Here is a 23,327-nt window from a genome sequence, read left to right on the forward strand (position 1 = left end):
CACTGTGACGATCGTGCCGTACTCACAGTGTCCTTGGCTCATCCGACGGTGGTCATGACACTCGCCGACGGGCAGGAACTCACCGCGGCCAGCATCGAATCAGCCGTGCAACCCGCGCTCAATGTGCCGGGCTCGATCTCGATCGGCCACTCGAAGGTGACCCCGGCGGCCACCTCCGTGGCAGCGTCACCAGCTGGGCCGAGCCCGCTGCCCAGTGCCAACGGCACGGGCCAGCAAGGATCGGGCCTTGCCGTCACGGGATCCGACACCGGCCTTGGGATCGTTGCGGCGGTACTTTTGCTGCTGCTGGGGGCCTTGACCATCCGCCTGGTGGCTGCCGGCGGTGAAAATGCCGCCGGGACCTGCACTCGCTGGCGGACCGCACTGGCACCTCGTTCGGCTTCGTCACGACGCCCGGCAGCAATCCCGAGGAGCTCGCTACATTGTGGCAAACCTTGCTTTGGTAACCAGGTAGAGCCCGTAGGAAATCAGGCCGACACCGATGAGGGCGAGGAGGTAGAAGCCAAAAGGTTGTTCACGCACGGCCCGCAGCGCGCCATCAAGCCCGGTGGATTCCGCCGGACGGGCCTGAACTGTGGCAACAATGAACAGAAGCCCGACGAGAAAAAGTGCAATCCCCTTCGCAATGTAACCGGCCACACCCAAAAAAATGATGGTTGACTTGCCCGGTCCCGACGCCGGCAGCGACAGCTTCTTCTTGAACGACTGGATGACTCCTCGTACGGCAAAGACAACGCCAGTAATGGCGATGGAAACGCCAATGGCGATCAACAACAACGGCCCCATTGGCGCCTTCAAGATTTCAGCGCTGACGTCGCTGGTGGATTTTCCACTGCTTTTGCCGGTGCCGAGGGCGAAAGTTGCGAACGCAGCAGCCAACGCCAGAAATACGATGCCTTGCCCACCGGCTGAGAGCTTCTTCCCCAGCTTCGGCATGGATTCCAAGCTGCCATATCCGAAAATGACTTCACTCAGCTGCCACAGTGCCAACGCCATGCACGCCGCGCAGCTAATCCAGAGCAGGAGTGCTCCCGCCGGTTGCCCTGACAGTTGGGACATGGCACCGCCCTGGTCGGCCTGTACCGACTTCCCGAATGCCAGCTGGATGGCGATGACGCCAACAAGAATGTGCAAGAGCCCGCTGATAGCGAAACCTGTGCGGGCCGCAACAATGAAGGCCCTCGAATTTGAGGCATCCTGGGTCGCATCTGCGACGTCCTTCAACTCTTTTTTGATGGTCTTGTCCTTAGAACACAGTATGCCGCGCAATGCCTTCGTGGCCTCAACTTCATTTTGCCACCGGGCATCGTTTGCGGATAGGGGTCTGTGAGGTTCTGTAAACTGATCGCACAATCTCTGGTGCATGTCCCGGTAATTTGGCGTGCCGGCGTTACTTGCGCGGTGGCGACCGGCACGGCGGCAGGCGGGTACGCCGTCGTGCGGGTTATCAACAGCGGCCCGCAAGAAATTCGCGATGGTGGCCCCTTGATAGTTGCCCGAGTCCCGGTATGTCCGGCGAAAAGGCGCCCATGCTGGGAGAATGTCAGAACCAATTACCAAGCCTCGGGTCCATCGCTGGGTCTTCTGGCCAGCAGCCTCGATCACCATCATTTTCGCATCGTTTGCCATGTTCGCCCCGGATACCGCCGAGGCACTGTTCGACAGCATCCAAGGCGCCATTGTCGGCTACTTCAACTGATTCTACGTGTTGCTGGCCACCGCCCTGGTGATCTTCTGCCTCTGGCTCGGCTTCGGAACATTCGGCGATATCAAACTAGGCAAGGACGACGACGAACCCGAATTCTCGCTCGGGTCGTAGTTTTCCCTGCTCTTCGCCGCCGGCATGGGCATCGGTCTAGTGTTTTACGGGGTCAGCGAACTCCTCAGCCACTTTGCCACTCCTAAGCCTGGCGTCACGGGCACCCCACCCGAGCTCGCCCAGCACGCCCTCTCGCAGACGTTCCTGCACTGGGGCGTCCACGCCTGGTCGATCTACGTGGTCATCGGCCTGGCCCTGGCCTACGCCATCCACCGACGTGGGCGGACTGTCTCGATCCGCTGGACGCTTGAGCCCCTGATCGGGAAGAGGGTGCAAGGCGGTCTGGGTAACCTCATCGACGTCGTCGCCCTGGTCATCATTGCGGTGATCACTTGCTTCGTGTTGGCCTCAGTGCTGTCGGGCGTGGGCAAGGGCATGAAGTGGCTCTCGAATACCAACCTCATCCTGGCCAGCGTTGTCGTGGTCTTCTTGCTGGTGGTAGGCCCCACCCAGTTCCTGCTGCGAAACTTCGTGCAGTCCACCGGCAACTACCTGCAGGATTTTGTGGGCATGGCCGTCAACGTCAGCGCCTTCTCCGGCGCGGAGGGAGAAGCCTCGCAGTCGACGTGGACCACCTTCTACTGGGGCTGGTGGATTTCCTGGGTCCCCTTCGTGGGCATCTTCATTGCCGGGGTCATCTTGGTGCCCACCATGGTCACGATTTTGTGGTTCAGCGTGTTGGGCGGCACCGCGCTGTATTCTGAGCTTTCCGGCAAGGGCAGTCTGGTGGGCCCGGACGGAACGGTTGACACCTCAGGTGCCCTGTTTGCAACGCTGGCCCAGCTTCCCGCTGGCGGGGTCCTGACCTTCGGGGCGATCATCCTGATCGTGATCTTCTTCGTGACCTCCGCCGACTCTGGCGCCCTGGTCATGGGCATGATCGCCAGTGGCGGAGACGTGGAACCCAAGAACTGGATTCGCATCTTCTTCACCGTGGCCACCTCGGTGCTGGCCAGTGCACTCTTGTTGTCCGGTGGCCTCGATGCCCTGAAACCAGCTGCAATCATCATCGAATTGCCTTTCAGTGTTGTGCTCATCCTGATTTGCTGGTCCACCTACCGGGCATTCTCCCGAGAATCCCGGGCCTACGACAAGGCCAAACGCCTGACCTTCGTCGACCACATCGGGGACTTCTACGGGTTGGAGGTCGAAGACCCGAACCGGGATTCGCCGCTGCTGACCCTTCGTTCGCTCACGGCCCGGTTGCGTGGGCGACTCCCGGCAGAACGTCCTGCGCGCATTGACCCGTTCGGCCACCATGGGCACGACCCGGCAGCCACAAAGTCGTCCCCGGGGGACACGCCTTCCGAACCGGAACCGTAGCCTCGACAAGCAGCGCGGTCTTAGGTGGCGTCAAGGAGCTCAGGGTGTCGTCCTCAAGGCTGGCGCGCTGGTCCGAGTACGTGCCTTCCTTACTCAGCAGCCCAACGATTCCATAGACGGGCTGAGGAACGTAGGACTGTCCAGTGTTTTGGCGATTTGGCGATACCGAAGAGTGGTGTGACGACGGGCTCTGCGGCGAAGAACCCCTTGGATCCCACATGTCTCGGGCTAAAACGGTTGTCTGCGGCGGCCGGAACAACTCGGGGAGGTTTCTTGATCCGCTGGTGTTCCGCGGTCGCGGCTATTCGCTTCCTATCCTCTGATCTTGGGCACGAGCCCCAGCCGGGATCGGTCCCGGCGAGATCAATGAAATCTACATAAGACGGTACAACGAAGAAGTCCAGTAGTTTCCCGGCGCCGAGGATACACTCAGGACCCCGCAGCAATCAGGGATTCCGCTAGCACTCATCACGACTGGCCCGGCAGATGGACAACGGCCCAAAATTCGTTGCCTTGGAATTGAACAATACTTCGACCAAATCATCATCAGTTCAGAGATTGGCGTTGCAAAACCTGACGCTGCCGTCTACAAACTAGCTGCCACGCGCCTTGAGGTCGGGCCGCATGAGCTGACCATGGTCGGCGACTCGCTCAGGGACGATTATCACGGTGCCCGAGACGCAGGGTGTGCTGCGCTCTTGGTTGACCGTCGTCGAGGCGCCACTGACCCGTCTGTAGCGACTATCTACGAACTGAGCCAGGTCCAGCAGCTGACCGGTTGGGCCAACTGAGGCGACAAGGCGTCAGCACCGCCCGAGGAGTCACGGGCAAAGACACATCCGCGTAGCTCGCTAGGGGCTCCCGAGTTTGAGGCCGTGTGGCGGGAATCTTTGCCCGCTGGTATGAACCGATAAGGTGGTTCACCTGCGAGGTGCCCGCTCATGTGTCGAGAGAATGCGGTGTCGAAACGACATATGCCGTGATTCAGAGACGCCCTTAGGCTTTGGGCGCCCGTACAGGCCAGGTCCTCATGAGATGTCGAGGCTGACACGTTGTAAAGGACTATTGGATGTCTTACGATCTTTCGGTTTATGCCACTGCGCCCTTGGGCCTTGACGAGTTGTTGGCGTTGGTGCGCAGCACCGCCGGGCTCGACGTCGAGGGCGACCCTGCCAGCGATGCTGACTCGTTGATGGTGGTCCGCGGAGCACGCCGCGCCTACTGCTTCACGATTGACGGCCCGTTCGGGGTGGAACCTGAGGACGTTCCGGAGGACGTGACAGCCTCCATCATCGGAGCCAAGATGGTGTATCAGGTGCTGGTCGAGGGCAGTGAGGAGGTGTCGATTCCGCATGCCGTGAAGTTTGCCCGGAAACTAGCCAAGGCCACATCTGGTGCTTTTCTCGATGAGCAGAGCGGGGATGTCTGGCCCAAGGCCAAGGGCAGCCGCGTGGCCCGGCCCGGCGAAGCGGGGCGGGCGACCGAGTTGGTGACAGTCAACTTTTACACACTCACGGACGATCTGCCCGAAGATCTGCCCGACAGCTACATTTCTTTAGCCCGAAAATATTTGCCCGAGGCTCTGCCCCGACGATTTGGAACCTACGAGCCTCATCAAGGCAAGTTGGAGCGGGATGGCGACCAGGCATTCACGGACGTGTGGCGGGAAGGCCAGAGCGGCATTCTATTCTTCACGTGCGAGTACCCCATCGCCTGGGGATCGATGGATGGTCCCCAGCGCGACAAGCCTGTCGGACAAACAACCTTCTATCTGGACGGGGCCGCCCTGTCCGATCCAGGGTGGCTGGATGCACTTCGAAGGTTCTTCGTCGCTTTCGCACTGAAGTCTAAGAGTTTCTTTGCTTCGGTGGAGGTGCTCCGGAATTACGAGTGGGTTTCTCGAACCTACGAACGGCTGTCCGGCGCCGAGGACGATATTTGGCCGATCCATGTTGGCGAATGGAAGGGGTTCGTTCCGTACCCGCAGTCCTGGACGTGGTTCGGTCCGGACCTTATCGATACAGTGTCCCCATACCTGACCGGGCACCGCGAAATGTACGGTGACCACCTGTTCCATGTCCTGGCGGAGAAGCCCGTGGACAGGGGCCAGCTCGCAGCCCTGCTCCCTGGCCCGTCCCAGCCGTGGATCCCGCCCGAACTCGCAACCCCGTACACGTCCTGATCCACAGCAGTTCATTCGAGAAAGCAAGGAACCCACCAATGGCACTTTTCAGCAGGAAATCCAAGGAACTCGATGCGACCTTCCCGCAGCTGACGCTGCAGCAGGGCGTGAAAATGCGTCAAGTCTGTTCCGACGTCCTCACCGGCATGGGTCACGGCGTCGAGGTCGCCGAGGATCACGTCATGCTCTCCGACGGGCGCATGTTTGGCCTGGAAACGGTGGCCCGGACCCTGCCCAACGCCCCCGAGCGGGAATGGCAGCCCATGCTCGAGGACTACTTCGCACGGATGACCGCCAAGTCGAGCCGGTCCGTTCTCGATGCGATGCCCGCGGACGAGTTGCTGGCCCGGACCCGGGCCAAGATCATCGATCCGGCCATGATCACCGAGGAGGAAGGTGAACGCCACTACAAGTACACCCAATGGGTTGGCTTGCTTCCCCTCGTGATGGCCTACGACGGGGAGGAAACCGTCAACTACCTCAGGGACGACCACGTGGAACGCGTAGGCGAGGACCGTGCCTGGGATGCTGCCCAGACCAACTTGCTCGCCGAGGGAACCGGAACACCCCAGCAGGCAACTGACGGCGACGGTGGCTCCTTCCTGGGCATCATGTCCGAGTCCATCTTCCAGTCGACCTGGCTGGCCTTCCCCGCCGAACTCCTCAAGGCCCTCAACCTGACGGCCGGACCCCTGGGGATCTTCATGACCGTCCCGTCCGCATCGGCACTGAACCTGCACATCATCAGTGATGAAACGAACCTGGCGGATTTGATCTTCATGACCCGGGTCACCCGTTCCCAGTATGACGACATGGCCCACCCGCTCAGCCCGCATGTGTACTGGTGGAACGGTGGACCGGTCCAGCCCATCACCAGTGTCGTGGACGGCGAACTGGCCATGACGCTCCCCGACGAACTAGAACACCTCGCCAGCCGCTAGACGTGCTGGCGCAAGTTACTCTTCCCTCCCAGGGGTAACGACCACCACAGGCAGACGCCCGCTGGCATCAGCCGAAATGACCTTCTCGTTGCTCGGATCGCCCAACTCCAGGAAATTGGGGCCTATCGCGTCATTGGCGACCGTCCCCGGCATCCTTCGTGGTGCCGGGGACGGCTTGTCCCGCCCACGCCAGAGCCGATGAGGGCAAAAGTGCCATGCCTTGGAGTGTCGACGGCGAGCGAGAATCCGCCTCTGCTGCGCCCTCGATCGTCTTCGGCGCCAGCAGTGGCAGCCCCGGCACACGGTGGTATTCGGTCAGCCGGAGACGGCCAAACTAGCTAAATCCAGAGTCTTTACAAGCAGAAAGATAATTTGTTAGTATGTCAGGACAAACTAACAAAGGAAATCGCGATGCCACTGGTTCGAATCGATATAAACGAGGGCCGCACTCCGGAGGCGCTGCGCCAGCTCAGTCAGCGCATCCATGACGCAATACTCGCGGAGTACCGAATCCCGGAGCGCGACTATTTCCACATCGTCACCGAACATGCCCTAGGTCAGATCGTCGCCCAGGACGCCGGCCTTGGCTTCGAGCGGTCCTCGGATCTCGTCATGATCCAGATCTTCACCCAGGGTGGCCGCACTCAATCGGCGAAGCAGTCACTTTTTGCTGCGGTTGCGCGCCAGCTTGCCGAGATCGGAGTGGCGGGGGAGGACGTGTTTATCGGGTACGTGGAAAACACTGCCGACGACTGGTCCTTCGGGTTTGGTCGAACCCAGTACGTGACGGGCGAGCTGGCTGTCCCCGGCAAATAGCCACACCGCTCCACTGTAGGGTCGCTTTTCCGAGAGAATCAGCGGCACCGCATGAGAAGTTGTAAACATGTCAGTACAAACCTTTGACAGGACATGAAATCTGGTGCACAGTAGTGGATATGATCCAACTCACTTAGGGTCTGTCAGTACCGGAGTTCTAACTGCGTAGAGGCAACGAGTTCACGAGAGAAAGGTCCACGATCACCGTGACCCACGAACTGCTTACGATCGGGCGCATCAGCGTAGATATCTACCCGAACGACATTGGGGTTGATCTGGAGGACGTCACGTCCTTTGGCAAGTACCTTGGTGGATCCCCGTCCAATGTTGCCGTTGCCGCTGCACGTCACGGCCGTCGAGCGGCGATCATCACCCGGACCGGTGATGATCCGTTCGGCAACTACCTGCACCGTGAACTGCGAAAGTTCAATGTGGACGACAGCTTTGTCACTGCCGTCAAAGAGTGGCCCACACCCGTCACCTTCTGCGCCATCAAACCGCCGGACGACTTCCCACTGTATTTCTACCGCTTTCCCACGGCGCCGGACCTGCAGATCAAGGCAACAGAACTAGATCTGGCCGCCATCAAGGACGCGACAATCTTCTGGTCAACGGTGACGGGGCTCTGCCAGGAGCCCAGCCGTGAAGCCCACGTCACGGCTCACGAATCCCGCCCACGCGCCGAGCTCAAGGCCGGGCAACACACCATCCTGGACCTCGACTACCGGCCCATGTTCTGGGCTTCCGAGGACGAGGCCCGCGCCCAGATCGCCAAGATTCTGCCGCACGTCACTGTCGCGATTGGCAATGACAAGGAGTGCGCCGTCGCGGTGGGCGAGGGCACGCCGGACGAACAAGCCGACCGTTTGCTAGAGGCCGGCGTGGAAATCGCCGTCGTCAAGCTCGGCCCGGACGGGGTCATGGCAAAGAGCCGCACCGAGCGGGTTGTTTCCGCGCCGGTGCCTGTGGAGACAGTCAACGGCCTGGGTGCTGGTGACTCCTTCGGTGGAGCCTTCTGCCACGGCCTCCTCTCCGGCTGGCCATTGAGCCAAGTCCTGGACTTCGCAAACGCCGCCGGCGCCATCGTTGCCTCACGGCTCTCCTGCGCCGACGCCATGCCCACACCGCAGGAAGTTACCTCGTTGCTCGCCGAACGTGGGCGCCTAGTCTCCGGCAACGTCTCCTCACCAGCCTTTGCCCCAGAGGGAGCAGCACAGTGACATTCAATGACGATCCCCGCCGATACGAGCACCTGAGCATCATCCGCTTGGAAGACCCGGACGCCGTCGCCCGCGCCGCAAAGTCCCGCCGGCGCCACCCTGGCCCGAATCACGGCAAGCAGAACTTCATCGTGGCCGCCGATCACGCGGCGCGTGGCGCCTTAGCCGTCGGAGCCGATCCCACGGCCATGGCGGACCGCCGCCAGTTGCTGGACCGCCTGCAGATTGCGTTGGCCAACCCCGAGGTAGACGGCGTGCTGGCCTCACCGGACATCATGGACGACCTGCTGCTCCTAGGCGCCCTCGACGGCAAACTGCTGTTCGGCTCGATGAACCGCGGCGGCCTCGCCGGACTGGTCAATGAATTCGATGACCGCTTCACCGGCCATACGGCCGCTGCGCTGGCTGCGCTCGGGGCTGATGGCGGCAAGATGCTCACCCGCATCTGTCTGGGCGATCCTGACACCGTTTCCCTGCTGGAGGCCACCGCCAAGGCCATCGATTCCCTCGCCGAGCGCAAGCTCATCGCCATGGTGGAGCCGTTCCTGTCCATCCGGGAAAACGGCAAAATCCGCAACGATCTCTCCACCGACGCCGTGATCAAGTCCGTGGCCATCGCCGAAGGCCTGGGTTCCACCAGCGCCTACACATGGATGAAGCTGCCCGTGGTCGCCGACATGGAGCGCGTCATGGCCGCCACCACCATGCCCACAGTGCTGCTCGGCGGTGACCCGACCGGCACCCAGGACGACGTTTTTGCGAGCTGGCAGGCCGCCCTGGCGCTTCCCGGCGTTCAGGGCCTGACAGTGGGCCGCACCCTCCTTTACCCACGGGACGGCGATGTCGCCGGTGCCGTGGCCACGGCTGCCTCGTTCCTGAAGAAGGCGCCATCGAACCGCACCCTCATGCAAGCATCGGAGTAACCCATGGCTACGCGCAGAATGACCGTCGCCCAGGCTGTGGTCGAGTACCTATCCAAGCAGTACACGGTGGACAGCATCGGCGATCTCGAGTACCGCGAACGCCTGATCCCGGGCACCTTTGGCATCTTCGGCCACGGAAACGTCGCCGGCGTCGGCCAGGCCCTCAAGCAGTACCAGACCGCGGACCCCAACATCATGCCCTATTACCAGGGCCGCAACGAACAAGCACAGGTGCACCAGGCAGTCGGCTATGCCCGGCACACCCGTCGCCGTCAGACCTTCGCCATCAGCACCTCGATCGGTCCGGGCTCAACGAACTTACTCACCGGCGCAGCCCTGGCCACCACCAACCGGTTGCCGGTGCTACTACTGCCCAGCGACACCTTCGCCACCCGGGTGGCAGATCCCGTGCTGCAGCAGTTGGAACGCCCGGACGCCTACGACATCACCGTCAACGACGCGTTCCGCCCGCTCTCACGCTTCTTTGACCGGGTCTCCCGCCCGGAACAACTGTTCTCCGCGTTCCATCACGGACTCCGCGTGCTGACTGACCCGGCCGACACAGGTGCCGTCACCATCTCGCTACCCCAGGACGTCCAGGCCGAGGCCTTCGATGTCCCGGAGGAGTTCCTGGCCGAACGTGAATGGCGGATCCGCCGTCCCGACGCAGACGATCAGGACATCCGCCGCGCCGCCGAGGCCATCCGCGTGGCCAAACGACCACTGATCATCGCCGGCGGCGGCGTTCTCTACGCCTACGCCAACGACGAACTGGCCAGATTCGTGGAGTTGACGGGCATCCCGGTGGGCAACACCCAGGCCGGCGTCGGCGTCCTGCCATGGGACCACCCGGGCGCCTTGGGGGCCATCGGCTCCACCGGCACGACGGCGGCCAACACCATGGCCGCCGAGGCGGACCTCATCATCGGCATCGGCACCCGCTACGAGGACTTCACCACCGCGTCCCGGACCGCGTTCCAGAATCCCGGCGTGAAGTTCATCAACATCAACGTCGCACCGATCGATGCCTACAAGCACGGCACAGCACTACCGATCGTTGCCGACGCCCGCAAGGCGCTGGTCAAGCTCAACAAGGCCCTAGGCGGCTACCGGGTCGGTGCGGATCTGGAACACGCCATCGCGGCCGAGAAAGCGCGCTGGAACGCCACGGTGGATGAAGCATTCGACACCCGTTTCACGCCGTTGCCGGCCCAAAACGAAATCATCGGCGCCACCAACCGCGCCATGGACGCCGCGGATGTTGTCATCTGTGCCGCAGGCTCCTTGCCGGGTGACCTGCACAAGATGTGGCGCATCCGCGACGCCTTCGGCTACCACGTGGAATACGCATACTCGTGCATGGGTTATGAGATCCCCGGCGGTCTTGGTGTCAAACGGGCCGCACTGGCGGAGGCGGCAGCAGGCGGTGCGCAGCGCGACGTGGTGGTCATGGTGGGGGACGGCTCCTACCTGATGATGCACACCGAACTGGTCACCGCCGTCGCCGAGAGAATCAAACTGATAGTGGTTCTGGTCCAGAACCACGGCTACGCCTCCATCGGCTCGCTATCGGAGTCGTTGGGATCCCAGCGCTTCGGTACCCAGTACCGTGCACTGGATGAGGAAAACCACAGCTTCGACGACGGGGAGACGTTGCCGGTGGATCTGGCCTTGAACGCCGAAAGCCTCGGTGTCAGGGTGATCCGGATCGAACCGGGGGAGAAGGCGATCGCCGATCTGGAACAGGCCATCGGCGACGCCAAGGCTGCTCCGGAAAGGGGCGGACCGATAGTGATCCACATCGAATCCGATCCACTGCTGGATGCCCCCGGTTCCGAGTCCTGGTGGGATGTTCCGGTGTCCCAAGTATCGGAGCTCGAATCCACCCAGCAAGCCTTCAAGAGCTACACGACCAACAAGACCCGCCAGCGCACGCTGCTCGGCTGAAGCAGGAGAGTTCACCATGACTAATACCATCAACCATTTCATCAACGGTGCCGAAACGTCAGGCACCGGCGGCGCAACCCAACCCGTTTACAACCCTGCCACCGGTGCAGTCTCGGCCCAGCTGAGCCTGGCCAGCCGCGCCGATCTGGACACTGCTGTTGCTGCCGCGAAGGCCGCCAGTTTGATCTGGGGCGACTATTCCCTGGCCAAGCGCACCGCTGTCTTGTTCAAGTTCCGCGAACTGGTCGCCGCCCACGTGGATGAGCTGGCCGCCCTGGTCACCGCCGAGCACGGCAAGGTCCTTTCCGACGCCGCCGGTGAGATTGGCCGCGGCCTGGAAGTTATCGAGTTTGCCTGCGGCATCAACCAGCTCCTCAAGGGCGCCTACTCCGACCAAGTCTCCACGGGCATTGACGTCTTCTCCTTCCGCCAGCCCGTGGGCGTGGTGGCAGGTATCACGCCGTTTAACTTCCCCGTCATGGTGCCGTTGTGGATGTGCCCCATCGCCATTGCCGCTGGCAACGCTTTCATCCTCAAACCCTCCGAGCGCGACCCCTCCGCCCCGATGCTCCTGGCCAAGCTCTGGAAGGCTGCAGGCCTGCCCGACGGCGTATTCCAGGTCCTGCACGGAGGCAAGGAAACTGTGGAAGGGTTGTTGACCCACCCGGACGTGGACGCGATCTCCTTTGTCGGCTCCACCCCGATCGCCAAGTACGTCCACGAGACGGCCACGTCGCACGGCAAGCGGGTCCAGGCCCTGGGCGGGGCAAAGAACCACGCCATCATCTTGCCCGATGCGGACATGGACAATGCGGCCGATCACCTGTCTGCCGCCGCATTCGGATCCGCGGGGGAGCGCTGCATGGCGATCTCCGTGGCAGTGGCCGTCGGTGCTGCCGCGGACACTCTGCTGGCGAAAGTGCGCGAGCGCACGGAGGCCATTAAGGTTGCCGAGGGCACCGAGCCGGACGCCGATATGGGCCCTGTCATCACCGCCGCGGCCAAGGCGCGCGTGCTGAAGATCGTGGGGGAAGCGGCCGACGCCGGTGCCACCTTGGTCGTGGACGGCCGGGACTACACCGTGCCCGGCAAGGAGGGCGGCTACTGGGTGGGACCAACCCTTCTGGACGGCGTGTCTGCGGACATGACCGCCTACACCGAGGAAATATTCGGCCCTGTCCTGGCCGTCATGCGGGTGGAGACCGTGGAGGAGGGCATTGCCCTGATCAACTCCAACCCCTACGGAAACGGCACAGCCATCTTCACCTCCTCCGGCGCCAACGCCCGCAAATTCCAGCGTGGCGTGCACGTTGGCATGATCGGCATCAACGTCCCCGTCCCCGTGCCGGTGGCCTACCACTCCTTCGGCGGTTGGAAGAATTCCCTCTTCGGTGACAAGCACATCTATGGCGAGGAAGGCGTGGCGTTCTACACCCGCGCCAAGGTTGTCACCTCGCGGTGGCCCGAACCGTCCCACAAGTCCGACGCCAGCTACAGCTTCCCCTCCAACTAAGTCAATTTTCCATGACTGAGCTCATGCTGATCACCGGCACGGTGTTCACCGCCTTTCACCGCGGCGAAGCTCAGTGGGAGGAAGCGTGGGAACCGGCAGCGGATGGAACTGTGTGCGGGCCACAACAGGTTGGGGGAGGTCCTGCTCAAGGGCTTCGGTCCCAAACAGCAGTTCCATTCCGACGCCGACTCTCTTGCGGTTCCCGTACCGCAGTCAGCTGATACACAACTGCAAAACTGCCAATCATGAAGGACAGAACAATGACTGAATCACTGCGCGTCGCCGTCATCGGTGCAGGCCGCATGGGCGTTGACCACATTCAACGACTCAACGAACGCATCCACGGCGCCGAAGTCGCCGCCGTCGTCGATATTGACCTGGCCCGGGCGCAGGCTGCCATCGCAGGCATCCCAGGCGCCGTGGCGCTGGGAGATGCTGAGCAGGCGCTCAACCACGGCGACGTCAATGCCATACTGATCGCCACCCCGGGCTTTTTGCACGAGGACATCCTGCTCAAGGCACTTGCCAAGGACATCCCCATCCTGTGCGAAAAGCCGCTGACTCCGGATGCGGCAACAGCCTGGAAGATTGTCCAGGCCGAGGTAGAACTGGGACGCAAGCGCGTCCAGGTCGGGTTTATGCGCCGGTTCGACGCCGAATACGCGGCGCTGGGCACCATGATCCGCGACCGTGACCTCGGCGAACTGCTCATGCTCCACCACCAGCACCGCAACCCGACCACGCCGCCGGGCTTCACCAACGAAATGCTCATCAACGACTCCGTGGTCCACGAGTTCGACGCCGTCCGCTTCTTCACTGGCGAGGAAATCACCAGCGTCCAGGTGCGTCTGGGCAAGGCCACGCGCAATGCCGCCAACGGCCAGCACGATCCCCAGCATGTACTGATCGAGACGGAGTCGGGGGTGCTGGCCGACGTCGAGATCTTCGTCAACGCTAGATTCGGCTACGAGGTGGCCACCCAGGCGACCTTCGAGGACGGCATTGTGAACATCGGCGGCGACGCTGGCCCCTACACCCGCAGTGCTGGTCGCTGGGGCGGAAAGGTCACCCCGGGCTTTGAAGAACGCTTCGCCGTGGCGTACGACGTGGAGATCCAGGCCTGGGTCGACGCCGCAGTCCGGGGTGAAATCGGTGGTCCCACCACCTGGGATGGCTACGCCACCGCAGCTTGTTGCGAGGCCGGTGTTGCGGCGCAGAAGAGCGGCCAGAAAACTGCCGTAGTGCTCAACGCCAAGCCTGCGCTTTACAACTAAGGCAATCGAAGGGGCGAGGGGACGCGATTGCGTCCCCTCCCTCGTTTGCCCGGGAGGTATCCCGGGGCCAGATGAACGCCATCATGAAGTACGTCTCAAGCGTCCACTGGCGGCTGACCTCTTCAACCACCTAAGGAACCATGACGAATTCACCCCTTCTAGAGACCGCGGCTCCGGCCCCACGCACCGCGGCGAACCCCAAGAAATTCATGCGTCGCGTGGCGTTGTTTTCCACCTTTGGCGGACTGTTGTTCGGCTACGACACCGGAGTCATCAACGGCGCTCTGCCGTTCATGCAGCGCGACCTTGGCCTGACCCCGGTCACCGAGGGCCTGGTTACCTCCACCCTGCTACTGGGGGCCGCGTTTGGCGCAATCATGGCCGGGCGGCTGTCCGACCGCTTCGGCCGACGCAAGACCATCATGGGTCTGGCCATCATCTTCACTGTGGCCACTATCGGCTGTTCGCTGGCCCCTTCTACCGCGCTGCTGGTGCTCGCGCGCACCGTCTTGGGGCTCGCCGTCGGCGGTGCCTCGGTGATTGTGCCGGTGTACCTGGCCGAGATGTCCCCGGCCGCCCAGCGCGGGCGGATCGTGACCCAAAACGAGCTCATGATTGTGACCGGGCAGTTCCTGGCGTTCACGTTCAACGCGCTGCTGGGTAGCCTGTTCCCCGACTCCGGCCACATCTGGCGGTACATGCTGGTCATCGCCACGCTGCCGGCCGTCATCTTGTGGTTTGGCATGCTGGTCCTGCCGGAAAGTCCCCGCTGGCTGGCCGCCGGTGGGCGATTCGAGGAGGTCTTGGACGTACTCCGCAGGGTGCGCGCGCCGGCGGAGGTGAACGCCGAATTTGAGGAGGTCCGCGACGCCGCCCGCGAGGACTACAAAGCCAAGTTGGGCACGGTGAGGGACTTGGCCGTGCCGTGGATCCGGCGGATCTTCATCGTCGGTCTGGGCATGGCTGTCATCAATCAAATCAGCGGCATCAACGCCATCATGTACTACGGCACCACTATCCTTTCCTCCTCCGGCTTCGGGGACAGGGGCGCACTCATCGCCAACGTCCTCAACGGCGTCGTCTCCGTGCTGGCCGTCATCGCCGGCATGTACTTTATGACCCGGCTGCCGCGAAAGTTCATGCTGGTCACGGGGCTGACCGGGACGGCATCGTCGCTCTTTTCCCTCGCCATCGTCTCCCTGGTGGTGCCCGAGGGTTTGCTGCGCGGCTACCTGGTGCTGCTGTGCATGGTGACCTTCCTGGCGTTCATGCAAGGATTCATCGGCTGCGTCACCTGGCTGACCATGGCGGAGATCTTCCCGCTGCACGTGCGCGGGGTGGGCATGGGCATCTGCGTGTTCGTGCTGTGGATCGTGAACTTCCTGGTCGGTTTCTTCTTCCCGCAGCTTGTGGCCGGGATCGGCGTCTCCGCGACGTTCTTCATCTTCGTGGCGCTACAAATCGGCGCCATCGTCTGGGTCAAGCGGGTGGTCCCGGAAACCAAGGGCAAGAGCCTTGAGGAGTTGGAACGCCACTTCAAGGAAGCGGTGCGGACCAAGGCACCCGGCCAGGCCGGTTGAGTCAAGGTGTTTCTCGAGACGTCCCGCCTCGCCGGAGAACTTCTTCTATCCGGTGAGCCCCAGCTGCCGAACAACGGCTGGCCGCAAGGCCAGCCGTTCATGGCTGCTGGGGTGCACCGGCAACTTGTTTTACGCGGTGCCGTGGCTGCCGAACGGTAGCCTGGGGTCCAGTTCCTGGCCCTCCCAGGTTTGGCGGATCCAGCCGTGATGGGGGTCGTCACTGATGAGCCATTCCCGGACACGGCCGGGCCCGGCCATGATGTTCAGGTAGTACAAGTCGTAGCCGGGCGCGGCCATCGCCGGCCCGTGCCAGCCATAGGGGACCAGAACGACGTCGCCGGTGCGCACCTCGGCGGCGACGTCGATCGGCCGCTCATCCGAGGCGTACACGCGCTGGTACCCGATGGCGTTCGCAGCCGATTCGGGTCGGCCTGTGATGCCGTCTCCGGCGGCCAGCTGTGTTTCGAAGTAGTAGATTTCCTCAAGGCTGGTTTCGCCGTCCTTTTCCTCGTCGTGCTTGTGAGGAGGATAGGAGGACCAGTTGCCGGCCGGGGTGATGACTTCACAGACAATGAAGCGGTCGGCTTCCAATGCCGCGGGTGTGCCGAAGTTATGCACCTGCCGGGAACAAATCCCGGCCCCGCGCAGTTCCACGGGGGTCTCGGCGGCGGTGATGAGCCGCGTGGGGTATGAGGCTTTGGCCGGAGCCGTTGCAATGGCGACCCTCCCGCCGTCGTCGGAGCGGATGGTCAGCGCCTTCCCGACGCCGGAATACAGCACATCGCTGGGGCCGGTGAAAACGGAGCTCCGCCCGGACAGGACATGGTCCGTTCCGTCTACGGAAACCGTGAAGGAACCGTTGAGCGGCACCACTATCCGTTCCTCGGCGGCAGCGGAAAGTTCGACGGCGGCCCCGACCGCGATAGTGGCCACCTTGAGTCCGGTATGCGCCCAGCCATCCACCGCAAGGGTGGAGTCGACAGTTCCCAATGAAACGTCCCAGCTACCTTCGGCAGCTGTTCCCAACGGATATACCCAATTCGCCATGGATGGCCTTCCTTGCTTGTGGTGTCCAGCTGTTTAGCGCTGGACCAACGTCATTTCAAAACTGTAGGAATCAGCCCGGTACACGTGGTGGCCAGTCTCCACCATCCGCCCGGTGTCATCGACGGCTGTGCGCTCCATGGTCACCAGGGCGGAGCCGACGTCGGCCTCGAGCAGGGGGGCCTGGTAGTCGTTGGCCACCATGGCGCCGATCCGCTGGGAGGCAAGCCGGAAGTTGACGCCACCGTTGCGCAGGATTCCATAGAGACCTTGGGCGCCCAACAGGGCCTCATCAATGGCGGTGATGTCATCCCTGACCCAGTTCTCCATCAAGGCCAGGGGTTTGCCGCCGGCTTTGCGCAGCCTTGTGAAGTGGTAGACCTTGGCGCCTGCCGGCAGGTGAAGTGCGGCCTGTGTTGCGGCATCGGCTTCAATGTGGGAGAAACTGAGCACCTCGGTGGTGGGTTTGCTCCCATTGTTGCTGAGGTCGTCATAGAGACTGGACAGTTCCAAGGGCCGGCGAACCTGGCTGGAGACCACCTGGGTTCCGACGCCGCGTTTGCGGACCAGCAGGCCGGAACGCACGAGTTCATCCATGGCTTTGCGCATGGTGGGCCTGGACAGATTGAGCTGGGCGGCAAGATCTATTTCGTTATCCAGACGGCTGCCGGGTTCCAGCACTCCGGCGTGGATTGCGGCCTCAATACCTTGGACTACCTGGTGGTAGAGGGGCACAGGGGAGGAACGATCGACACTGAGATTTAATTGGTTCGCCATGGAGCTCTCCCTTGTGCGCCGAAGGAGACCCGGTGAATGGTGGGCCGCCTGCATGTCAGCCGCATGTTCGCTTGATAGGACATACTGCCTTACTTAATGATGATAGCAGCATCAAAACGATGGTCAAAGGTGCTTGTTGCGGCGGGCGTGTGCGTCCATGGGTGCGCCAATCCGGTTGCTCAACAAAGAGTATTACGTAAAAACATCCTAATGTCAGGACAAACTATTGACAAAGTGTGAGGTCAGTCACCATGATGTTACTTAGGGGTTGCAAGTTCCGCGCATCGAGGCCGGGACGCTTCCCGCAATCAAAGGAGATTAGTTGTGAATAGATTCTCTTGGCGCAAGGCAGTTCTTGCGGCCGCTGTGGTGCCCCTCTTGGCGCTGAGCGCCTGCTCCAGTACAGGCGGCAGGCCGGCAGACACCGGAGGAGGCGAAGGTGGCGGGCAGGCGGTAAGCACCCCGCGGCTGAAGATCGCCCTGATTACTCACGCGGCCGCCGGAGACACCTTCTGGGACATCGTGCGCAAGGGTGCCGAGGAAGCGTCGGCCAAGGACAACGTTGAACTGCTGTACACCTCCGACCCGGAGGGTGGCCGCCAGGCCCAGTTGATCGAGCAGGCCGTGGATCAGAAGGTCGACGGAATCGCCGTCACACTGGCCAAGCCGGACGCGCTGAAGGCAGCCCTGAAAAAGGCCACGGACGCGGGAATACCCGTCGTCAGCCTGAACGCCGGTGGAGATGTCTTCGCGCAGCTGGGCGCCTTCACCCACTTTGGTTCCAACGAGAAGATTGCCGGCGAGGCCGTGGGCGACAAAATCAACGCCGAGAGCCTCAAGCATCCGATCTGCGTCATCCATGAACAAGGAAATGTCAGCCTTGAGGCCCGCTGTGCCGGTGTCAAGGAGAAGGTGCCAGCAACGGAAATCCTGTACGTAGTCGGCACCGACATGACTCAGGTCTCCTCCACAGTGACGGCCAAGCTGCAGGCCTCCCCGGAGGCCGACGTCGTAATCGGTCTCGGCGCCCCTTTCACGCTGACGATCCTCAAAGCCGTTGACTCGACCCAGAGCAAAGCCAAGGTCGCCTCCTTCGACATGAACGAGGAGTTGGCTCAGAAGATCGTGGACGGCACCATCCTCTTCACCGTGGACCAGCAGCCCTGGCAGCAGGGTTATGGCTCGATCGATGCCCTCTGGCAGTTCAAACGAGGCGGATTCAAGATCGGTGGCGGGCAACCCGTACTGACCGGTCCGAGCATCGTCGATGAGGCCGCTGCAACCGACGTCCTCAAATTCGCCCAGCAGGGCATTCGCTAAAAAGCTTCCAGCCTGCCCCCGGCACTCCCGGGAGCAGACACACAAGGAGAATGATCATGACCCAAACATTGGCCAAACCGCCGACCCTTGATGAACGGGTGGGAATTCGAAATCCGCTCCAAAAACTCATGGGACGCCCCGAAGTCGGTGCGCTCGTGGGAGCCATTGTGCTCTTCATCTTTTTCGCGCTCGTCTCACCGACCTTCACCCAGCCGAACGCCATCTCCACAGTCCTCTACGGCAGCTCAACCATCGGCATCATGGCTGTGGGTGTTTCACTGCTGATGATCGGCGGCGAATTTGACCTGTCCACGGGTGTTGCTGTCATCAGCTCGGCCCTCACGGCGTCGCTCTTTAGCTGGTACTTCAGTTCCAATGTCTGGGTCGGGGTCGGACTGGCCCTGGTGGTGTCGGTGTCCATCGGCTTCATCAACGGCTGGATACTGATCAAGACCAAGCTGCCCAGCTTCGTGGTGACACTGGCAACCTTCCTGATGCTCACAGGTCTCAACCTTGGGCTGACCCGCCTCATTGGTGGTTCGGTGTCCTCACCGTCCATCTCCACCATGGACGGTTTCTCTTCCGCCCGGGCCATTTTCGCCTCCTCCATCATGATCGGCGGAGTTGAGGTCAAGAACACGATCTTCATCTGGCTCATCCTGGTCGCGGTTGCCTCCTGGATCCTGCTGCGCACCAAAGTTGGCAACTGGATCTTCGCTGTTGGTGGCGACGCCGCTGCTGCCCGTGCCGTCGGCGTTCCCGTCACCAAGACCAAAATCGGACTCTTCATGGCCGTGGGCTTCTGCGGCTGGATCCTGGGCATGCACAACCTGTTCGCCTTTGACACGGTGCAATCAGGTGAGGGAATCGGCAACGAATTCCTCTACATCATTGCCGCAGTGATCGGTGGCTGCCTGCTGACGGGTGGTTACGGTTCTGCCGTGGGCGGGGCCATCGGTGCCTTCATCTTCGGCATGGCCAACAAGGGCATCATCTACGCACAGTGGAATCCGGACTGGTTCAAGTTCTTCCTGGGCCTGATGCTGCTGCTCGCCACCATCGTCAACCTGATCGTCAAGCGCCGAGCAGAACTCAAGTAAGGGGCCATGACCATGAATACCAAACGGATTGAGCAGCAGACTCTGCTCCAGAATGAGCAGGACCCACTGACTCACACCCCTGTTCACTTGCTCTCCCTGGAGAAGGTGGGCAAGCACTACGGCAATATCATTGCGCTCAGCGATGTGACCTTGGCCGTGGACAATGGCCGGGTCACCTGCGTTCTGGGCGACAACGGCGCCGGTAAGTCGACACTGATCAAGATCATTGCGGGCCTGCACCAGCATGACGAGGGGACGTTCAAAATCCTGGGCGAGGAGCGGAAACTCGACAGCCCCCGCGATGCGCTGGATTCTGGCATTGCCACGGTGTATCAGGACCTGGCAGTCGTCCCCTTGATGCCGATCTGGCGCAACTTCTTCCTGGGCTCCGAGCTCACCACCGGGTGGGGCCCGTTCAAGCGCATGGACGTCCAGCGGATGAAGGACATTACCCTGAGTGAGCTCGCCGAGATGGGCATCGACCTGCGCGATGTTGAACAACCCATCGGCCAGCTTTCCGGCGGCGAGCGCCAGTGCGTCGCGATCGCCCGGGCTGTCCACTTCGGGGCCAAGGTGCTCATCCTTGATGAGCCGACGGCGGCCCTGGGCGTGAAGCAGTCCGGTGTGGTGTTGCGCTATATCCTCCAGGCACGGGACCGTGGCCTGGGCGTCGTCTTTATCACGCACAACCCGCACCATGCCTTCCCCGTGGGCGACAGGTTCCTGCTGCTCAAACGAGGCAAGTCAATCGGCTACTACGAGAAGAAGGATGTGACGCTCGAGGAACTGACGGCCCAGATGGCTGGCGGTGCCGAACTGGCAGAACTGGCCCATGAGCTTGCGGAGTTGGGCGGCCATGGTGAGGTTGTCAAGGAGGTACAGGCCGAGTTGGCCGGGCCCACCAGCCATCAGCCCGGCTAGTTCACGCCCGAAAATCCCCGGCTGGTGGCCAACGCCACGAGCCGGGGTCCGCTACGACGCGCTGGCGGGGGCCGCTGTGGTGCCGCCGATTTCCAGGAACGGCGGTACCAACAGGTGTTCGGCGGCACCGCCGCCCAGCCGGGCGGTGGCCGCGTGCACGGCAGCCGTGGCCAGCTCCGGCCCGTTTTGGCCGATCGAGGTCAGGTTGATGTGCTCAAGCCGTGCCAGCCGCGAGTTGTCGTAGCCCACCACGGAGATATCCTGCGGGACGCTCACCCCCGCCTTGCCGAGCACATCCAGCACGCCCAGCGCACAGCGGTCGTTGAAAACGACTTTGGCGCTGGGCCGAACCTGCCCGGCTGGACGGCTTCCACCCCACACTTATTGGGCAGGCGGCACGCGCCGGAAAGCACATCTTCTGTGAAAAGCCGGCCGGGCTGACGCTTGCCGAGCTCGACGCAGCCCTGGTCGAGGTGGAGTCTGCTGGCGTGCATTTCCAGATCGGGTTCAACCGCCGTTATGCGGACGATTTCGGTGCCGCTAAACGTGAGGTTTCCGCCGGGGTCATCGGGCGGCCGCAGCTGCAGCTACAGCAACGGCGCCGTGGCGGAAGCAAGCTTCAGTGCCCTCTATGGCTATGACGTCCCCGGCGAAGTGTTCGGGTCCAAGGCCATGGTCCAGACGCGGCGGAGCATGGCGACCTCGGCACGCCGCTACACGGCCGACGGTGTTTCGGCCCAGACGCCACGGCTGAACATTGAACTCTTCGCCCAGGCCTACACGGATGAGCTCGCGGACTTTGCCGCAGTCATCCGGGGCCTGCGAGACGGCAGCCCCACAACGCGAAGCGGTGTGACTCCCGGTCCGGGAGACGCGCGGCGTGCGCTCAGCATCGCGCTGGCCTGTATGGATTCCGTCCAGCGGGGCGGTCTTTTCCTCCATGACAGGCTACAGCGCCGGTTGTGTGGTCGATCCGGCCACGGTCGACGACGTGGTGCGCACCGCCGAGTAGCTCATCCCCACCGCCCTGACGCTGGGCATCAGTCGGATGGTGGTGCATTCGGCAGAACTGGTGAACGGCGCGGCCGCCCGTCCCAGCTACCGCTCCACGGGCCAGATGTGGTTGACCGGTCAGCGGACCCTGGCAACGTTGGGCGGGCTGGGGGACAAGTACGGGCTGACGTTTTGCCTTGAAAACCTCAATACGGTCCTAGACCATCCCGGGATCCCACTGGCCAGGGACACCCTGGCCCTGGTGGAGGCCGCCGGGCACCCCAACATCAAGGTGATGCTGGACCTCTACCATGCACAGATGGGGGAGGGGAACCTCATCGAGCTGGTTCGCTCGGCCATGCCGCACATCGGGGAGATTCAGGTCGCGGACGTGCCCGGCCGTTGCGAGCCGGGCACCGGGGAAATCAACTACACCGCCGTCGGCCGCGCGCTCAGCGAGGCTGGATACTGCGGAACTGTCGGCATGGAGGCCTGGGCGCAGGGCGACAGCGACGCCGCCTTGGCCGCCTTCCGTGCGGCGTTCACCCCGCGGACCTGAGCCCCGGCGTCGTCAAGCGTGCATGGTCAGGGCGTGTAGGAGCAGCACTGCTGCCCCGGCTTTGAAGAACCGGGGGCAGCAGCTCATCCGCCGGCACTGTGCTGCCGGGCACAAGCCTGGCCAGCAGAAGCTCGCCCGCCCGCCGCCCGGCGGCATGGCTGGAATTGTCCACGGACGTCAGGCTGATCCGCCGGAGTTTGGCCAGGGGCGTGTTGTCGTAGCCGACCACGGACAGATCCTGCGGCACGGCGAGGCCGCGCTCTTCTGCGGCGGACATGACACCCAATGCGGCCATGTCGTTCACCGCAAAAACGGCAGTGGGCCTGTCCAGGCCGCCGAGCAGCTCGCCGACGGCCCTGTAGCCCCCCTCCTCCGTCAGGTCCCCGGGTGCTGTGCGAATAAACTCACCCCGGCCAGCCGCCGCCATCGCCCGCTCGTAGCCTCGCCGTCGGGCCGCCCCGACGGCTGTGTGGTCCGCGCCCACATGGGCAATTCTGTGGTGGCCCAGGGCCAGCAGGTGATCCACGGCCAGGCGTGCACCAGCTTCGTCGTCGTTGGTCACCACCGTGACATTGGCACTCGGGGCTGACGGTGCGCCCAGCGCCACGGTTGGCACCAGTTCGGTCGCGGCGGACAGGCTCGCGCTCGCGGGCATGGTGCCCACCAGCACCAGCCCCTCAACGTTCATCTCAAGCAGTCTGGGCAGCAGGGACTCGCCGCTGCGGCTGTCCAGACGGAAGTCGCCCATCACCATTTGCAGTCCGCGCTCGTTCAGCACCGAGTTCAGGCCCTCAACGGCCTCGACGAACCATGGATTGCGCATGTCATTGAGGACGACGCCAATCGTGCGGCTTCGCGACTCGCTCAGAGAGCGGGCGGCAGCATTCGGGCGGTATCCCAGCTCCCGGACGGCAGCCGCGACAGACTCGCGTTTGGCGGCGCTGACGTAGCCGGTTTCGCGGAGCACCAGGGAAACCACTGACTTGGAAACCCCTGCCGCGGAAGCCACGTCGAGAATGGTTGCGGCTCGCTTTCGGGCGGGTTCGCTCACTGC

Annotated in this window: 21 protein-coding genes and 2 pseudogenes; 16 read left to right on the plus strand and 7 right to left on the minus strand. The window is 62.7% G+C overall.

The window, feature by feature from the left end:
* Nucleotides 1–38: 38 nt before the first annotated feature.
* Nucleotides 39–257, minus strand: coding sequence for a hypothetical protein (locus ACX80E_RS12340; RefSeq protein WP_459302274.1), 219 nt, complete (start codon nt 255–257; stop codon nt 39–41).
* A 181-nt stretch (nt 258–438) separates the two neighbouring features.
* Nucleotides 439–1,290: a DUF1206 domain-containing protein gene (locus tag ACX80E_RS12345; protein ID WP_459302275.1), complete on the minus strand. Its 852-nt coding sequence runs from the start codon at nt 1,288–1,290 to the stop codon at nt 439–441.
* A gap of 271 nt (nt 1,291–1,561) precedes the next feature.
* Here ACX80E_RS12345 and ACX80E_RS12350 point away from each other — a divergent pair.
* From ACX80E_RS12350 to ACX80E_RS12400, 11 genes and pseudogenes are all read left to right on the plus strand, one after another.
* Nucleotides 1,562–3,163, plus strand: a pseudogene (locus tag ACX80E_RS12350) (BCCT family transporter).
* 419 nt (nt 3,164–3,582) lie between these two features.
* Nucleotides 3,583–3,954: pseudogene (locus ACX80E_RS12355) on the plus strand (HAD family hydrolase); the annotation flags it as partial.
* A gap of 278 nt (nt 3,955–4,232) precedes the next feature.
* Complete coding sequence (locus tag ACX80E_RS12360) at nt 4,233–5,345, plus strand: hypothetical protein (protein WP_459302276.1); 1,113 nt, start codon at nt 4,233–4,235, stop codon at nt 5,343–5,345.
* A gap of 38 nt (nt 5,346–5,383) precedes the next feature.
* Nucleotides 5,384–6,286: a hypothetical protein gene (locus tag ACX80E_RS12365; RefSeq protein ID WP_459302277.1), complete on the plus strand. Its 903-nt coding sequence runs from the start codon at nt 5,384–5,386 to the stop codon at nt 6,284–6,286.
* 411 nt (nt 6,287–6,697) lie between these two features.
* On the plus strand, nt 6,698–7,102 hold the full coding sequence (locus ACX80E_RS12370; protein ID WP_459302278.1) for a tautomerase family protein: 405 nt from the start codon (nt 6,698–6,700) through the stop codon (nt 7,100–7,102).
* A gap of 206 nt (nt 7,103–7,308) precedes the next feature.
* The gene (gene iolC, locus ACX80E_RS12375; protein ID WP_459302280.1) at nt 7,309–8,322 is read left to right on the plus strand and encodes a 5-dehydro-2-deoxygluconokinase; all 1,014 of its coding nucleotides are present in this window, start codon (nt 7,309–7,311) and stop codon (nt 8,320–8,322) included.
* Nucleotides 8,319–9,245 carry a Cgl0159 family (beta/alpha)8-fold protein gene (locus tag ACX80E_RS12380; protein WP_459302281.1) on the plus strand — a complete coding sequence of 309 codons (927 nt, stop codon included), beginning with the start codon at nt 8,319–8,321 and terminating at the stop codon, nt 9,243–9,245. The genes iolC and ACX80E_RS12380 overlap by 4 nt, the downstream gene beginning before the upstream one ends.
* Nucleotides 9,246–9,263: 18 nt before the next feature.
* Entirely contained in the window at nt 9,264–11,192 is a 1,929-nt protein-coding gene (gene iolD / locus ACX80E_RS12385; RefSeq protein ID WP_459302306.1) for a 3D-(3,5/4)-trihydroxycyclohexane-1,2-dione acylhydrolase (decyclizing), read from the plus strand.
* Nucleotides 11,193–11,208: 16 nt separating this feature from the next.
* The gene (locus tag ACX80E_RS12390) at nt 11,209–12,705 is read left to right on the plus strand and encodes a CoA-acylating methylmalonate-semialdehyde dehydrogenase (protein ID WP_459302282.1); all 1,497 of its coding nucleotides are present in this window, start codon (nt 11,209–11,211) and stop codon (nt 12,703–12,705) included.
* A 260-nt stretch (nt 12,706–12,965) separates the two neighbouring features.
* Nucleotides 12,966–13,979 (plus strand): Gfo/Idh/MocA family protein, encoded by a 1,014-nt coding sequence (locus tag ACX80E_RS12395; protein ID WP_459302283.1) that lies wholly within the window; start codon nt 12,966–12,968, stop codon nt 13,977–13,979.
* 140 nt (nt 13,980–14,119) lie between these two features.
* A complete protein-coding gene (locus ACX80E_RS12400; protein WP_459302284.1) occupies nt 14,120–15,559 on the plus strand; it encodes a sugar porter family MFS transporter in 1,440 nt (479 codons plus the stop codon).
* A gap of 129 nt (nt 15,560–15,688) precedes the next feature.
* Here the strand turns inward: ACX80E_RS12400 and iolB are convergent, their stop codons facing one another.
* Together iolB and ACX80E_RS12410 are read right to left on the minus strand one after the other, a co-directional pair.
* Entirely contained in the window at nt 15,689–16,606 is a 918-nt protein-coding gene (gene iolB, locus ACX80E_RS12405; protein WP_459302285.1) for a 5-deoxy-glucuronate isomerase, read from the minus strand.
* A 33-nt stretch (nt 16,607–16,639) separates the two neighbouring features.
* Complete coding sequence (locus ACX80E_RS12410) at nt 16,640–17,380, minus strand: GntR family transcriptional regulator (protein ID WP_459302287.1); 741 nt, start codon at nt 17,378–17,380, stop codon at nt 16,640–16,642.
* A gap of 324 nt (nt 17,381–17,704) precedes the next feature.
* Here ACX80E_RS12410 and ACX80E_RS12415 point away from each other — a divergent pair, with 324 nt between their 5' ends.
* The 3 genes from ACX80E_RS12415 to ACX80E_RS12425 are packed head-to-tail and all read left to right on the plus strand — an operon-like array spanning nt 17,705 to nt 20,721.
* Entirely contained in the window at nt 17,705–18,700 is a 996-nt protein-coding gene (locus tag ACX80E_RS12415; protein WP_459302289.1) for a substrate-binding domain-containing protein, read from the plus strand.
* 50 nt (nt 18,701–18,750) lie between these two features.
* On the plus strand, nt 18,751–19,800 hold the full coding sequence (locus tag ACX80E_RS12420; protein ID WP_459302290.1) for an ABC transporter permease: 1,050 nt from the start codon (nt 18,751–18,753) through the stop codon (nt 19,798–19,800).
* A 12-nt stretch (nt 19,801–19,812) separates the two neighbouring features.
* Nucleotides 19,813–20,721 carry an ATP-binding cassette domain-containing protein gene (locus ACX80E_RS12425; protein WP_459302291.1) on the plus strand — a complete coding sequence of 303 codons (909 nt, stop codon included), beginning with the start codon at nt 19,813–19,815 and terminating at the stop codon, nt 20,719–20,721.
* Nucleotides 20,722–20,772: 51 nt separating this feature from the next.
* On the opposite strand, the gene ACX80E_RS12430 is transcribed toward ACX80E_RS12425, so the two are convergent.
* Nucleotides 20,773–21,102 (minus strand): substrate-binding domain-containing protein, encoded by a 330-nt coding sequence (locus ACX80E_RS12430; protein WP_459302292.1) that lies wholly within the window; start codon nt 21,100–21,102, stop codon nt 20,773–20,775.
* 32 nt (nt 21,103–21,134) lie between these two features.
* Between ACX80E_RS12430 and ACX80E_RS12435 the strand changes: the two genes are divergently transcribed.
* A complete protein-coding gene (locus ACX80E_RS12435) occupies nt 21,135–21,362 on the plus strand; it encodes a hypothetical protein (protein ID WP_459302307.1) in 228 nt (75 codons plus the stop codon).
* Here ACX80E_RS12435 and ACX80E_RS12440 read toward each other — a convergent pair.
* Complete coding sequence (locus ACX80E_RS12440) at nt 21,286–21,663, minus strand: hypothetical protein (protein ID WP_459302293.1); 378 nt, start codon at nt 21,661–21,663, stop codon at nt 21,286–21,288. The genes ACX80E_RS12435 and ACX80E_RS12440 overlap by 77 nt on opposite strands.
* Before the next feature lie 91 nt (nt 21,664–21,754).
* On the opposite strand from ACX80E_RS12440, the gene ACX80E_RS12445 reads away from it, so the two are divergent.
* The gene (locus ACX80E_RS12445) at nt 21,755–22,273 is read left to right on the plus strand and encodes a TIM barrel protein (RefSeq protein WP_459302308.1); all 519 of its coding nucleotides are present in this window, start codon (nt 21,755–21,757) and stop codon (nt 22,271–22,273) included.
* Here ACX80E_RS12445 and ACX80E_RS12450 read toward each other — a convergent pair.
* Nucleotides 22,257–23,324, minus strand: coding sequence for a LacI family DNA-binding transcriptional regulator (locus ACX80E_RS12450; protein ID WP_459302294.1), 1,068 nt, complete (start codon nt 23,322–23,324; stop codon nt 22,257–22,259). The two genes, ACX80E_RS12445 and ACX80E_RS12450, sit on opposite strands and share 17 nt — an antisense overlap.
* Between the last annotated feature and the right edge of the window lie 3 nt (nt 23,325–23,327).

It is taken from the genome of Arthrobacter sp. TMN-49 (assembly GCF_054511095.1).